This is a genomic window from Cyclobacterium xiamenense (assembly GCF_900109255.1).
GTDB lineage: Bacteria > Bacteroidota > Bacteroidia > Cytophagales > Cyclobacteriaceae > Cyclobacterium > Cyclobacterium xiamenense.
Genome location: NZ_FNZH01000008.1, coordinates 14,902 through 28,234 on the forward strand (window position 1 = coordinate 14,902; position 13,333 = coordinate 28,234).

General features: G+C 48.6%; 10 protein-coding genes. 5 read left to right on the forward strand and 5 right to left on the reverse strand.

The window, feature by feature from the left end; all coding sequences use genetic code 11:
* Positions 1-125 precede the first annotated feature (125 nt).
* Both BMW71_RS19105 and sppA read right to left on the reverse strand, forming a co-directional pair.
* Complete coding sequence (locus tag BMW71_RS19105) at positions 126-881, reverse strand: exonuclease/endonuclease/phosphatase family protein (RefSeq protein ID WP_092177695.1); 756 nt, start codon at positions 879-881, stop codon at positions 126-128.
* Between the two features lie 61 nt (positions 882-942).
* On the reverse strand, positions 943-2,700 hold the full coding sequence (gene sppA, locus BMW71_RS19110; RefSeq protein WP_092177697.1) for a signal peptide peptidase SppA: 1,758 nt from the start codon (positions 2,698-2,700) through the stop codon (positions 943-945).
* Between the two features lie 77 nt (positions 2,701-2,777).
* On the opposite strand from sppA, the gene folK reads away from it, so the two are divergent.
* Positions 2,778-3,266, forward strand: a complete 489-nt coding sequence (gene folK / locus BMW71_RS19115) for a 2-amino-4-hydroxy-6-hydroxymethyldihydropteridine diphosphokinase (RefSeq protein WP_244891230.1) — start codon at positions 2,778-2,780, stop codon at positions 3,264-3,266.
* A gap of 13 nt (positions 3,267-3,279) precedes the next feature.
* On the opposite strand, the gene fabD is transcribed toward folK, so the two are convergent.
* The 3 genes from fabD to BMW71_RS19130 all read right to left on the reverse strand — a co-directional run bounded on the left by fabD (position 3,280) and on the right by BMW71_RS19130 (position 7,712).
* Positions 3,280-4,161 (reverse strand): ACP S-malonyltransferase, encoded by an 882-nt coding sequence (gene fabD / locus BMW71_RS19120; RefSeq protein WP_092177699.1) that lies wholly within the window; start codon positions 4,159-4,161, stop codon positions 3,280-3,282.
* A gap of 104 nt (positions 4,162-4,265) precedes the next feature.
* Complete coding sequence (locus tag BMW71_RS19125; RefSeq protein ID WP_092177701.1) at positions 4,266-4,889, reverse strand: carbonic anhydrase family protein; 624 nt, start codon at positions 4,887-4,889, stop codon at positions 4,266-4,268.
* Positions 4,890-4,973: 84 nt separating this feature from the next.
* Entirely contained in the window at positions 4,974-7,712 is a 2,739-nt protein-coding gene (locus BMW71_RS19130; RefSeq protein WP_092177934.1) for a T9SS type B sorting domain-containing protein, read from the reverse strand.
* A gap of 582 nt (positions 7,713-8,294) precedes the next feature.
* Between BMW71_RS19130 and BMW71_RS19140 the strand changes: the two genes are divergently transcribed.
* From BMW71_RS19140 to BMW71_RS19155, 4 genes are all read left to right on the forward strand, one after another.
* Entirely contained in the window at positions 8,295-8,978 is a 684-nt protein-coding gene (locus BMW71_RS19140) for a succinate dehydrogenase cytochrome b subunit (protein WP_092177705.1), read from the forward strand.
* A gap of 47 nt (positions 8,979-9,025) precedes the next feature.
* Positions 9,026-10,960: a fumarate reductase/succinate dehydrogenase flavoprotein subunit gene (locus BMW71_RS19145; protein WP_092177707.1), complete on the forward strand. Its 1,935-nt coding sequence runs from the start codon at positions 9,026-9,028 to the stop codon at positions 10,958-10,960.
* A gap of 29 nt (positions 10,961-10,989) precedes the next feature.
* Positions 10,990-11,739, forward strand: coding sequence for a succinate dehydrogenase/fumarate reductase iron-sulfur subunit (locus BMW71_RS19150; RefSeq protein WP_092177709.1), 750 nt, complete (start codon positions 10,990-10,992; stop codon positions 11,737-11,739).
* Positions 11,740-11,897: 158 nt separating this feature from the next.
* On the forward strand, positions 11,898-13,307 hold the full coding sequence (locus BMW71_RS19155; protein WP_092177711.1) for a sodium:solute symporter family protein: 1,410 nt from the start codon (positions 11,898-11,900) through the stop codon (positions 13,305-13,307).
* Positions 13,308-13,333 lie beyond the last annotated feature (26 nt).

Below are 13,333 nucleotides of genomic sequence, written 5' to 3' on the forward strand. Positions count from 1 at the left end.
GGGGCAAAAATAACACAAAAATGCCTGAAGGAATACTTTTTCACCGTTGGAATTCCAAAAAAATATCCGATTTCAGACGGGATCCTCTGGGCCACGCAAGGCGTAATTTTATACGTAGGGACCGTTCAATAGAAGTAACCGAGGGGAGGAAGGATTTTTTCTGAAGTATTCCTGACGAGGGCTGAAAAGGGGATGGGACTGCCTTCGCTTGACACCAGTAAATTGATCCATTTTTCCGGATACCGTCCCTCAAGGAGGTCCTGATAGACATCATTGTTCTCCTCCACAGTAAAATCCCCCGTAACGATACAGGGCAGGTGGTCACTGTTTATTTCCTGGATTTTTTTCAAAAGTAATTTACTACTTTCTACACGGGCCTTGGGACCTATCTGCTTGTAGTGCACATTAAAAACATAAAAATAATCGCCTTCCGGAGATTGGAATTTACCCCAGGCGCAAACCCGATTTGCTGCTTCACCCGGGCTTTGCGTGGCGCTTTCCGCAACTGGCGAGAACCAGAAGGTTCCCTTATCTAAAAGCTTAAATTTTTCAGGGTTGTAATAGACGGCGCAAGACGCTCCCTCACTTTCTGTTGTATCGTTGCCCGGACCGATAAACGGAAACTCCAGCCCTTTTTGAATATCTTCCACCTGGCTGTAGAGCCCTTCTTGAGTGCCAATTATATCCATCTCGTGAAAACGAATCAAGTTGATGGGATGCGGGTCCTGCTCGTCCCGTTGATGGTTGGATGTATCGACTGGATTATCGTACCGGATATTGTAGGTGGCAATGGAATAGGACTCTTGGGCGAGCAAGCCATGGATTTGGAAAACAACACCGGTTAGAAAAAAAAGGAGAAATTTGCGAATTTGGGGATTCATGAGATTAGATGCATTTCTATGGAACCGTAAATTCGTCATTTTCAACCTAAAATCAAATAAATCAGTCTATTTCCATGAGAAAGGGCATCAGCGCCATCCGGCCTTCCATTCGTTTCAGTCGTTCGATCGTTTGATACAGCTCGTAGGAGGCTCCCAGCTTGATTCGTTGATAGCTGCCTTGCACCTCATTGCCGAAATCTTCCATCAATTGCTCCAGAAATGATTTTTGTTTGGGGTAGTAGACCACCCGGTACTCCTCCTCCAGACCAGCCTTTGCGGCAGCGATCCGAATGGCTTCGTCCAAGCCTCCCAATACATCCACTAACCCGACCTCTTTCGCCGCTACTCCGGACCATACCCTGCCTCCGGCAATGGCCATTACGTCTTCTCTGCTCATCGTCCTTCCCTCTGCTACCCGAGTGATAAAGGTTTCGTAACCTTCTTCTACCTTGGTTTGCATGATGGCTTTTTCCATGTCCGACATGGATTTGGTGGGATTTAGAAAATCCGAGTAAGTACCGGTCGTGACCACATCCGTGGTAATTCCCAATTTGTTATTCAAGAGCCCCTGCGCATTGAACGTGATGCCAAAAATGCCGATGGACCCGGTGATGGTATTTGGCTGGGCTATGATGGTATCTGCCGGGGCGGCAATGTAGTAGCCACCGGAGGCGGCGTAATTTGACATGGAAGCAATTAGTGGTTTTTCTTTTTGTGCTTCGGATAGTTCACGCCAGATTACTTCGGAGGCCACCACCGATCCCCCCGGGGAATTAATCCGTAGGACAATCGCTTTTATATCCTTATTTTTTCGGGCTTTTCGGATTTCCTTTAAGAAAGCTTCCGAACCGATCTGATCCGGGGCCTCTCCACCCACAATTTCACCGTCCGCTACGATCACCGCTACCTGATTTCGGGAAAGCCGGTTTTTTTCAGTGGCGGTCTGGTTAATTCCGCTAATGTTGATACTGTTAATACTGGCTTCTTCTTCCAATCCCAGTTTTTCTCGCAGGCGTGCTTTGACCTGGTCATCGTACCAGAGGGCGTCGATTAGCCCGAGGTCAACGGCGTCCTGATTCGTTCGGACGGACATATTATTGTTGATTTCCTGTACGGTTTCCGGTGCCAGGGATCGACTTTCGGCCACCTCCTGGGTCAGGATGCCGTTCAGGTCCTCCAGATAGGCCTTGGTTTGAAGCCGATTTTCTTCGCTCATTTTATCCAGAACAAAAGGCTCTATGGCACTTTTAAACTCTCCCACGCGAAAGATGACCGGCTCCACTTCGATTTTTTCCAACAATCCCCGGAAGAAAACGGGAGTGGCTGCAAAACCATTGAATTCCAGGTCACCGATTGGATTCAGGTAGATTTCATCCGCAACCGAGCAGAGGAAATACCCCGTTTCGGTAAAATACTCACCGTACGCAACGATAAACTTCCCGCTTTCCCTGAAGTCCTTCAACGCATTGCGGATTTCCAGAACGTGCGATTGCCCTGCTCCCAGCAACCCGCTTTCCAGGTAAATGCCCTTTATATCTTCGTTTTCCTGCGCTGTTTCGATTGCCTTTATGACCTGATTGATTCCCACGGAAGACACCGTTCCCACAAATGGAAGCGGCGGTAGGGAAAGATCCTCGTCTGGAGAACGTTCCACTAGCACCACACCGTTTAAGCGAATGTGAAGCAGCGAATTTTCTTTAATTTCTACCTCTGCGGAACCGGCACTGATGGCGATGATGCCGGCAAAGATAAAGAATGCCAGTACCCAAAAGACCAGTAACCCTACGATAACGGCCAAAACGTTGCTTAAAAATTTCATGGACGCGGTCTGTTTTAGTAAGTTTCAAAAATAACCTATTTTTGGCAAAACTGTTGATTTTGACGTAGATTTAATTGATGATACACAGCGTGGTTTTAGGATTGGGAGGGAATCAGGGGGAAAGGCTTGCTTTACTAAAGGAGGCGGTAAACCGCTTGCTTGGTAACATGGTGCTGGTTCGTGCTTCGGGGATTTACGAAACAGAAGCCTGGGGAGGAAATTCCCAACGCGCTTACCTGAATCAGGTGCTTGCCGTTCAAACCGACATGGAACCGGAGCCTACGCTACGTTTTCTTCAGCAAGTGGAGGAGGAGCTGGGTAGAAAGAGGACGGACAAATGGGGTGACCGAACCATGGATATTGACATCCTGTATTTTGATGATCGGGTGATCAACACGGACACCTTGCAGGTACCCCATCCCCAGCTTCCGTTCCGAAAGTTTGTGTTGGTGCCGTTGGCGGAGATACTTCCGAATTACCAGCACCCGGAGTTAGGTGTCAGCAATCGAGATTTGCTGATCGACTGCAAGGATCCCTTAGCCGTCCGTTTGTACGCGGATGGCTAAGGGGTGGGCTGCCTTATCCGTCTAGTGGTGCTACCTCGGCCTCTTTATGGATTTTTTTAACCAATCCTTGCAGCACCTTTCCCGGACCACATTCGATGAATTTTTCTGCTCCGTCGGCAACCATTTGCTGAACGGATTGCGTCCATTTCACCGGCGCGGTAAGCTGTGCATTCAGGTTTTTTTTGATGGTGTCGATGTCCGTTATCGCCGTGGTACTTACATTTTGGTATACCGGACAACTGGGCGCAGCGAAGGGGGTCGCATTGATGGCCGACTCTAGTTTCAGGCGGGCAGGTTCCATCAGTGGCGAGTGAAAGGCACCTCCCACCGGCAAGGGAAGGGCTCTTTTGGCACCTGCTTCCTTCATCTTTTCGCAGGCAATTTGGATTCCTTCCAGACTCCCGGAAATCACCAATTGACCCGGGCAGTTATAATTAGCAGGGACCACTACATGATCTGTTATTTCGGCACAGATTGCTTCGACTTGCTCGTCGGATAGACCCAGAATGGCGGCCATTCCTGATGGATTGATCTCACAGGCCTCCTGCATGCCAAGAGCCCTGCGGTGAACCAATTGTAGCCCGTCCTCGAAGCGAAGTACGCGGTTTGCTACCAGTGCTGAGAATTCGCCCAGGGAATGCCCGGCCACCATGTCCGGAGAAAAGGTGTCGGAGGTCAGGGCGGAGATTACCGAGTGGAGAAATACGGCTGGCTGGGTTACATTCGTTTGCATCAGGGATTCCGCACTCCCTTCAAACATGATATCGGTTATTTTAAACCCCAAAATTTCGTTGGCCAGGTCAAACATTTTCTTAGCTTCGGCTTTTTGGGTGTACAGGTCTTTTCCCATACCGGGATATTGGGCTCCCTGGCCCGGAAATACATAGGCTATCATGAATAAAAGGACGTTGGTTGGTGAAGATACAAAGGTAAGCAAAAAAAGAGGCAGCCTCAATCCTTTATCTAAAGCTGCCTCAAAATATCCTGAGCCGTCCGGGATTAGTTGTCAAAAAAGTTGACCACTCCGGTCTCTACATCGTACACGGCCCCAGCCACTATGATTTTTCCTTCGTTTTCCATCTCACGGATGATTTGACTCCGTTCGCGAATCTCTTCCATCGCCTCAAAGACATTAAAGGTGGCCACTTTTTCTACAAATTCTTGGGTATCGGCGGATACGGTTGCTTCTTTCTCCGCGCGCTCAATGGCCGGCTTGATCTTGTGAAGGAGTGCGGTTATGTTTCCATCGTTGACTTTTTTACAGGCGCTGGTGACCGCACCACATTTGGTGTGCCCCAGTACCAATACCAGCTTCGATCCTGCATACTTCACCGCATATTCCATGCTACCTAAAATATCCTCGTTGACCACGTTTCCGGCAACACGGGCGCTAAAAATATCTCCCAAACCCTGGTCAAAAACCAATTCGGCGGATGTTCTTGAATCAATACAACTCAATACTACGGCAAAGGGCCATTGCCCATCCCGGGTATCGTTGACCATCTGGAGTAGGTTTTTATTGGTATGCTGATTGCTAACAAATCGATTGTTGCCTTCCTTTAACATGCGCAATGCATCGTTTGGGGTAAGGCTATCTTGTGTCGTTTTAGTCTGGGCTTTCATAGTAATCTATCCTGTTACGGTATCAAAGGTAATAAAACTTAATCTTTTGTTCAGGCGGTGGTTTGCCGAACGGCGTCCGGTCCGTCATTTCATGAGTTGAATGGTGCCTTTGCTTTTTCGCACGCGCAAGCTTTCATCCAATACATTGAAATAAACCGTCGCCTCGTAATAATAAGTTCCGGAAGGTAAGTCATTGCCTTCGGGATCCCTGCCATCCCAATGGATGTATATGTTGTTTTCGGTAGCTAAATTGCTGTTATAGGTATGAACGAGGGATCCCCAACGATTGTAAATGTTGATTTCTACCGCTTCCACAAACCGGGGACACTTCTCATACGGATTGTCGAAGGCCTGGAAGGTATCGTTTATATTATCGCCGTTTGGCGTGAATACATTGGGCAACTCGTAATTCGGACAATTATCCACACAAACGATGTTGCTGGGCTCACTTTCATTGCCCGATCTGTCTACCGCGGTGACGTAGTAGCAGCCTTTCAATTCCATCAGGCCTTCCATACGGGTTTCCTGTTGAATGACGGCTACCGATTTTACAAAATTGAACGTTCCTTCTTCTCCGGTCTCAGAGAAATAGATGCGATAGCCATTCAGCTCCGAGTCACATTCGCCAGAAAAATCGGGTTCCCAGCTCAGGTCGTGGTAGAAGTCACTGAAGTTACACGGCTTGTCCGCGAGAAATGCTTCGCACGCTGGCCCCTCATAGCTAAGTACCGGCGGGCAGGGAAGACTATCGTCATCGGGCCGGGCACATACGATTTGGGAATTGTTGGCAAGGGGATACTCCAGAATGTCCAGGTTATAGCTTCCGTTGGTCACCACGTAGTAACAATACTCTTTTTCGGTATCCAGCGGAACGCCGTTATGACTTCCGTCGTCCAGGTATACCGCACCGGTCGTCGTCACATCTACTTCAGCAATCAATGTAAAGGTTTCGGTATCCGCCGCCTCCGGATCGGTCCTGTTGCGGTAAATCAAATGGGGAAACGTACCGTCCTCGTTGTTCCAGGGTACCTGGTATTGCCATTGGAGCTCAATGGCTTCATTGATGATGGTCGGGTCCACCCGCACCGATGACGCAACCCCACTGGTGTCAATTTTTTCTCCATCGGACAAGAGCACCACCTTGTAATTGTATACCAGGTTTTCGGTGTTTAACTGGCTATCGGTAAATACCGTGTCGGCGGTGGTGGTCAGAGAGACCGGGTTGGTTTGTCCCGTAAATCCTTGATTTCGAATCAATTCATAGGTGTAAGGGCCCGGATAAAGGTCGGTATCAATATCGTATGGAGGAGTCCAGCGAATCAGCATTTCCCCTGATTCAGTATCCGTTTCCTCTACGCTTACATTCGTTATAAGCGGCACATCCACATCTACCGTGATGCATATTTCTTCTGAAACGTAGCTTTCTCCGCTTCGGGGCGAAGGGAAGGCCGCCACCAGGCGGTAACAATAGGTATTTCCGGGACTCAGCCCCATACCGCCATTGGTGTCTTTGAAATCGAAGGTTTGCATGTCGGTTTCCCCCACGAGCGTATATCCTGCCCGAATACCTGTTTCACAGGAATCGGGTTCGTAGGGGTCACTATTGATTCTGCGCCAGACCTGCATGGTTTCGGCAGCATTGGAGCACTCGTAGGGGTCCCATTCCAATAGTGCAGACCGTCCCTGCTGCTGTTCGATCGCATAAGGGGTGGGGGGAGGAGCCACTATCGTGATATTCCAGGTCTTGATGTCCACCAATGCCGGACCCGAATCCGGCTGGTCCTGGATTCGGACCCTTAACTGATAAGTCCTGGCCCGTACGTGGTTGCAAACGGTCTGCCACTGAAAGCTTACGATTCCCGGAGACGGCTGAAAGGTAGACTCAGGGCTGTAAGAAGCGGGAGAGGAGGTGATTTCTACCGGGTCCCCAAAAACCTCAATCATAATGGGATCACCGTCCGGGTCCATTCCCTGAAAGAGTTCTGTTATCTCTGTACCGGCTTCTACACAGATATCCTCCGGCATGATCAATTCGGGACGGCGGTTATCGGTATTTTCAATGATGATCTGCATGTCCCGAAGCACGTAGCCGATGCGCTCCCAGTTGCCTGCCACCAAGCGCCATTCCTCGATTCGGAAGGCCACGTTGTACTGCCCGGCTATCCCCGGAGCATCCCAAATAAGGTCACCCGTCACCGGGTCTAATTCCAAAAACGGAGGCGTGGCCCCATTTTGTTGGCTAAAGCTAAATTCTCCCGACGCAGGGCTCCGGTAATTGTTGACTTCTCGTTGGAACGCTTGTTTGGGAACATCCAATACGTAGGCCAGGCTGTCGCCATCCGGATCGTACGCACCGGGATTGTGGATATACGTTTGGTTTACCGCCCCGTTGTCTACCGGAGCGATGGTCAGTATGGGGGAATTGTTGACTCCTAAAAAGGGATCAATGGTGATCATGGTCTCAATATAGAAAGGGGTATCTACGGACTGATCCATATTCAGGGTGTTGGCGTTTCGGTTAAATTCCATAAACCGAATCGTATAGCTGCCGGGTCCCTGATAGGTGTGTGTGATGACAAAAACATTCTTTTCGATATTATTTCCGAGGTTTTCGGTCAAATTGAAATCACTTTCGGTATTCAATACCTCGGATCTTCCGTCCCCAAAATCAATCTCCCCCGGGCCAAATACCACCGTAGAGCGGGTGTCGGTATAGCCCACTACCGTGATCTGGTAGGTCAATGTCTGGGTGGAGATTCGTTCGGCGATGATCTCCCCGGCCCGGATATGGGTGGCCCAGGAGGTAGACACCGTCGCGATCATCAGGAACAGCAGCCCCAGAATAAACGGAAAATAAGTCGTATTCTCGGTTGATTTTTGCAAATTGATCCGAAGTTGATTTCCAATCATTAGGTTTTTCTTTATTACAATACCTCTTTCGATGCTATTGCCGGGACGTAACTTACCATCAAAACGATAATGGTTTTTCAATGGTTACCCTAAATTATGTCTTTCTTAGGAATATTTCATTTTCTAACCAAATTAATTCCCATTTGAGCTCACCGAACAGCCCTCCGAGGAGCCATGCGTTTCGCTCTTCGGATGTTTTTACGGCATATATGGACCATTTACAACAGAAGGAGCGTTTCTGGACAATCGGTGCCGGTATTCCCTCTTGCTTCCATATGTCCCTGTGGACTTTCCATTCGATGCTACATTCGGGAAGTTCATTTCTTTTATCAAACAAAGAAACCCGCGTTCTGGTTATCTGCACAAGTAAACGAGGGAAGTTATTTAGAACCTTTTAAAATAAGAGCATTGGTTGGGGTTTGATTGTTTGCTACGGATTCCAAATGTAAATTTGGATCGAATAATTTAGATCAAACCGTAATAACGAAAAATTGTATGAGTTGGGTATCCAAAACCTTGAATAGTACACTGGGTAAAAAATTATTGATGGCCCTGACGGGTTTATTTCTTATTTTGTTTTTGGTGGTCCACCTGGCCGGAAACTTGCAATTGTTGCTCCCAGACGAGGGAAAATCGTTTAACATCTACGCCGAGACCATGGCATCCAACCCGCTTATCCGGGTGGTGAGTATTTTCAATTTTGGATTTATTGCGTTGCATGCCATCTATTCGGCCATACTTACCAGGCACAACAAAAAATCCCGACCGGTAGGGTATGCAATGACCAAGGGATCCGCGAATAGTACCTGGAGCTCTCGGAATATGGGTATCTTGGGATCGTTGATTTTGGTTTTTATTTTGATTCATCTACGGGGCTTCTGGTATGAGTTCAAGTTTGGTGAGATACCGTATGTGACCTACGAGGGGGTGACGTATAAAAATGGGTACGCGGTGGTTTCTGCGGCATTTGAAAACATCCTTTATGTAATCGTATACGTAGTGAGCATGGCTGTTCTTGCGTTTCATTTGTCTCACGGTTTTTCCAGTGCCTTTCAAACACTGGGAATCAACCATAAAAAATACACGCCCTTTATCCAGAAAGTGGGTGTAGGTTTTGCCATCCTTGTCCCGGCGTTATTTGCGTTGATACCGATAATTATGTTCTTGCAGAGTAGCTGAGTGGGCTAAAAATAGAAATTAAAAAGGGAATTTAAATTTGAATATTGATGAAACTTGATTCAAAAATACCCAGTGGTCCGCTGGCAGAGAAGTGGACCAGACATAAGTTTAATGTAAAATTGGTCAACCCCGCCAATAAGAGGAAATACGAAATAATTGTCGTTGGTACCGGTTTGGCGGGTGCTTCCGCTGCGGCGTCATTGGCTGAGCTTGGATACAACGTGAAGGCATTTTGTTTTCAGGATAGCCCCAGGCGAGCGCATTCCATTGCCGCGCAGGGAGGAATCAACGCCGCCAAGAACTACCAGAACGACGGCGATTCCGTTTTCCGTTTGTTTTACGATACCATCAAGGGCGGTGATTACCGCTCTCGGGAAGGAAACGTTTACCGCCTGGCAGAAGTCTCGGTAAATATCATTGATCAGTGCGTGGCGCAGGGTGTTCCCTTTGCCAGGGAATACGGAGGATTACTGGCAAACCGTTCCTTCGGTGGAGCACAGGTTTCCCGAACTTTTTATGCCCGGGGACAAACCGGACAGCAATTGCTTTTAGGCGCCTACTCTGCTCTCAGCAGACAGGTAGCCAATGGGAAAGTGAAGCTGTATCCACGTACGGAAATGATGGATGTGGTGGTCGTGGACGGCAAAGCCCGCGGAATCATCACGCGAAACCTGGTAACAGGGGCTGTGGAGTCGCACAGTGCGCACGCTGTGCTCTTGTGTACCGGCGGCTACGGCAATGTCTTTTTCCTTTCGACCAACGCCATGGGCTCGAACGTGACGGCGGCATGGCGTGCACACAAGAAAGGTGCGTTCTTTAGTAATCCCTGTTACACGCAGATCCACCCCACCTGTATCCCCGTTTCGGGAGACCATCAATCCAAGCTGACGCTGATGTCTGAGTCCTTACGTAATGACGGACGGGTTTGGGTTCCCAAAACCAAAGCGATCGCTGAAAAGCTTCGACAGCGGGAGATTGCGCCAAAAGACATCAAAGAGGAGGATCGGGATTACTACCTGGAGACCAAGTATCCTTCGTTTGGCAACCTGGTACCCAGGGACGTGGCCTCGCGAAATGCAAAGTACGTGTGTGACGAAGGCAGAGGTGTGAATGAGACGGGAGAAGCGGTGTTTCTGGATTTCAGGGATGCGATCCTGAGAGATGGCGAGGATGCCGTCCGTGGTAAATATGGTAATCTTTTCGATATGTACGAGAAAATTACCGGCGAAAACCCCTACAAAACACCAATGATGATTTACCCAGCGGTTCACTATACCATGGGAGGTCTTTGGGTGGATTATAATTTGATGACTACCGTACCGGGCTTGTATGCCTTAGGCGAAGCCAATTTCTCTGATCACGGTGCAAACCGCTTGGGCGCTTCTGCCCTGATGCAGGGGCTTGCCGACGGGTATTTCGTGGCACCGTATACGGTGGGAGATTACCTGGCTGGTTTGCCATACGATAAAATACCCGAGGATCATCCGGAATTCCGCAAAGCAGAAGAGACGGTTAAGAGCAGGATCCAGCAGTTATTGGGAATCAAGGGCAGCAAAACGGTCGATCATTTTCACAAGAAATTGGGAAAAATCATGTGGAACCACTGTGGCATGGCGCGTAATGCCGCCGGACTAACCAAAGCCAAGGAAATGATTCGGACCCTGAAAGAGGAATTTTGGTCCGACGTGAAAGTATTGGGTACTGGAGAGGAACTAAACCTGAGTCTGGAAAAAGCCCACCGTGTGGCCGATTTCCTAGAATTGGGTGAATTGATGATTGACGATGCCTTGCACCGAAACGAGTCCTGCGGGGGTCACTTTAGGGACGAATACCAGACGCCCGAGGGAGAAGCCTTGCGAGATGACGAAAATTTCGCTTACGTGGCTGCCTGGGAATACCTTGGAGAGGGAAAAGAAGAGGCTCTTCACAAAGAAGAGCTTGTTTTTGAAAATGTCAAGTTGACCCAAAGAAGCTACAAATAATTGATTGAACTTAAAAAATTCATTACGATATGAATCTTACGTTGAAAGTTTGGAGACAAAAAAACCCATCTGATAAAGGTGGCTTTAAAACATATACAATCAGTGGTATTTCATCGGACATGTCTTTTCTGGAGATGTTGGATGTGCTTAACGAAGACCTGTCCGATAAGGGCGAGGATCCGATTCACTTCGACCACGACTGCAGAGAGGGAATTTGTGGCATGTGTTCGCTGTACATTAACGGGCAGCCGCACGGCCCCCAGCAAACCACTACCTGTCAGTTGCACATGCGTTCGTTTAGCGATGGAGATACCATCACGATAGAGCCCTGGAGGGCGAGCGCATTTCCCATTCTAAAGGATCTCGTGGTCGACCGTAGTTCATTTGATCGGATCATTCAGGCCGGGGGCTACATTTCGGTCAATACCGGTGGGGTACCCGATGCCAATGAAATTCCGATCCCTAAAGTAATATCCGATGAGTCGTTTGATGCGGCTACTTGTATCGGTTGTGGCGCCTGTGTAGCTGCCTGCAAGAATGCCTCTGCTATGTTGTTTGTGTCGGCAAAGATTTCTCAACTGGCCTTACTGCCTCAGGGAAAAGTAGAAAAGCGGGAGCGAGCGGAAAAAATGGTGGCGCAGATGGATGCAGAGGGATTCGGTGCCTGTACCAATACGGGGGCCTGCGCGGCGGAGTGTCCGAAGGAGATCAAGCTCAGCAATATTGCGCGAATGAATCGAGAATATTTTTCTGCATCGCTGAGTACGGAAAATGTTTGATTAGAATACACGCACAAAAAGACCGGGAAACCGGTCTTTTTTTTTAACAGGCTCCCTTATCCCAGTGTGTTCTCCGGGTACTATCCCCCTTCAGCATTAGGAATTCTCAATTTTTATTGTATTTATGGGAAGCGATTTATCGACTTAACCAATAAAACATGCCTTTAATAGATTTAGCAATTTTTATCGTTTACATGATTTTAATGCTTGGAGTAGGGGTGTACTTCATGCGAAGAAATACCGGACAAGACGATTATTATGTAGGTGGGAGGAATATCGGCAGTTGGCACATAGGGCTTTCCGTGGTGGCCACAGATGTGGGAGGAGGATTTTCGGTGGGTCTTGGAGGACTGGGTTTTCTAATGGGCTTATCGGGGAGTTGGATGTTATTTACGGGTCTATTGGGTGCCTGGATGGCAGCGGTATTGCTGATCCCGCGGGTACGCGCCAATCCGGAGTTTGAGAAATTCTATACCCTTCCGCAGATATTTCAACATCTTTTTGACCGGAAGGTGGGCATTCTTGCAGCCGTCATCTGTTTCGTCGGGTACATGGGATTCACTTCCTCCCAGTTGCTGGCCGGGGCAAAGCTTGCTGCCGGTACCTTTAAGCCCTTGGATTTGAACCTCGCCCTGTTGATCATGGGTATCATCGCCGTGGTTTATACGGTACTGGGAGGACTCAAAGCCGTGATTTACACCGATACTGTTCAATGGATTGTCCTGATGATGGGCTTTATTTTTATTGGTTTGCCGGTTTCGTATTACCATGTAGGAGGCTGGGAAGCGATAAGGGAAACCTTACCTGCAGAGTACTTTTCGCTGACCAATTTGCGTTGGCAGGATTTGGCCAACTGGGGGATCACCATTTTGCCGATATGGTTTGTGGGGATGACGCTCTATCAGCGGATTTTTGCAAGTACCGACGTGAAATCTGCCAAAAAAGCCTGGTTTATTGCCGGGTTGTTTGAATGGCCGATTATGGCTTTTATGGGGGTTTCCCTGGGGCTGTTGGCAAAGGTTGCCTTCGAACAGGGACTCATCGCCGTCAGTCAGGAAGAACTGGATCCGGAGATGGGGCTGCCCATCCTATTAAGTACCGTGTTGCCCCCGGGAATTATGGGGCTGATGATGTCGGCTTATTTCTCGGCGGTGCTATCCACGGCAGACTCTTGTCTAATGGCCGCTTCGGGCAATCTCACCACGGATATCTTTGGTAGGTACCTGAAGAATAAAACGGACCGTTTTGTGATGCGCATGAGCCAATTGTTTACCCTGCTGATAGGTGCCGTAGCCCTGCTTGTTGCCATTCAGATGACCAATGTGCTCGAATTGATGCTGTATTCGTATGCATTTATGGTTTCCGGACTCTTGGTCCCCATCATTGCCGGCCTTTTTTGGGGCATGCGCTCTCCATCGGCAGCCATGGCTTCCATGATCATCGGTGGGGGAACCACCGCCATCTTGTCTATGTTGAATTTAGGGCTGCCATTTGGTCTGGATCCCAACTTCTTTGGGGTTCTGTCATCTCTAGCAGTGTTTTTGCTTATTTATAAGGCAAAGAAGTAATTCATCGAAACCAAACTAATCACTAT

What these genes read in the sequence shown, in the direction of transcription:
- BMW71_RS19105 (WP_092177695.1), bottom strand. Translation starts at nt 881, where the DNA reads ATGAATCCCCAAATTCGCAAATTTCTCCTTTTTTTTCTAACCGGTGTT.
- sppA (WP_092177697.1), bottom strand. Translation starts at nt 2,700, where the DNA reads ATGAAATTTTTAAGCAACGTTTTGGCCGTTATCGTAGGGTTACTGGTC.
- folK (WP_244891230.1), top strand. Translation starts at nt 2,778, where the DNA reads ATGATACACAGCGTGGTTTTAGGATTGGGAGGGAATCAGGGGGAAAGG.
- fabD (WP_092177699.1), bottom strand. Translation starts at nt 4,161, where the DNA reads ATGATAGCCTATGTATTTCCGGGCCAGGGAGCCCAATATCCCGGTATG.
- BMW71_RS19125 (WP_092177701.1), bottom strand. Translation starts at nt 4,889, where the DNA reads ATGAAAGCCCAGACTAAAACGACACAAGATAGCCTTACCCCAAACGAT.
- BMW71_RS19130 (WP_092177934.1), bottom strand. Translation starts at nt 7,712, where the DNA reads ATGATCGCGACGGTGTCTACCTCCTGGGCCACCCATATCCGGGCCGGG.
- BMW71_RS19140 (WP_092177705.1), top strand. Translation starts at nt 8,295, where the DNA reads ATGAGTTGGGTATCCAAAACCTTGAATAGTACACTGGGTAAAAAATTA.
- BMW71_RS19145 (WP_092177707.1), top strand. Translation starts at nt 9,026, where the DNA reads ATGAAACTTGATTCAAAAATACCCAGTGGTCCGCTGGCAGAGAAGTGG.
- BMW71_RS19150 (WP_092177709.1), top strand. Translation starts at nt 10,990, where the DNA reads ATGAATCTTACGTTGAAAGTTTGGAGACAAAAAAACCCATCTGATAAA.
- BMW71_RS19155 (WP_092177711.1), top strand. Translation starts at nt 11,898, where the DNA reads ATGCCTTTAATAGATTTAGCAATTTTTATCGTTTACATGATTTTAATG.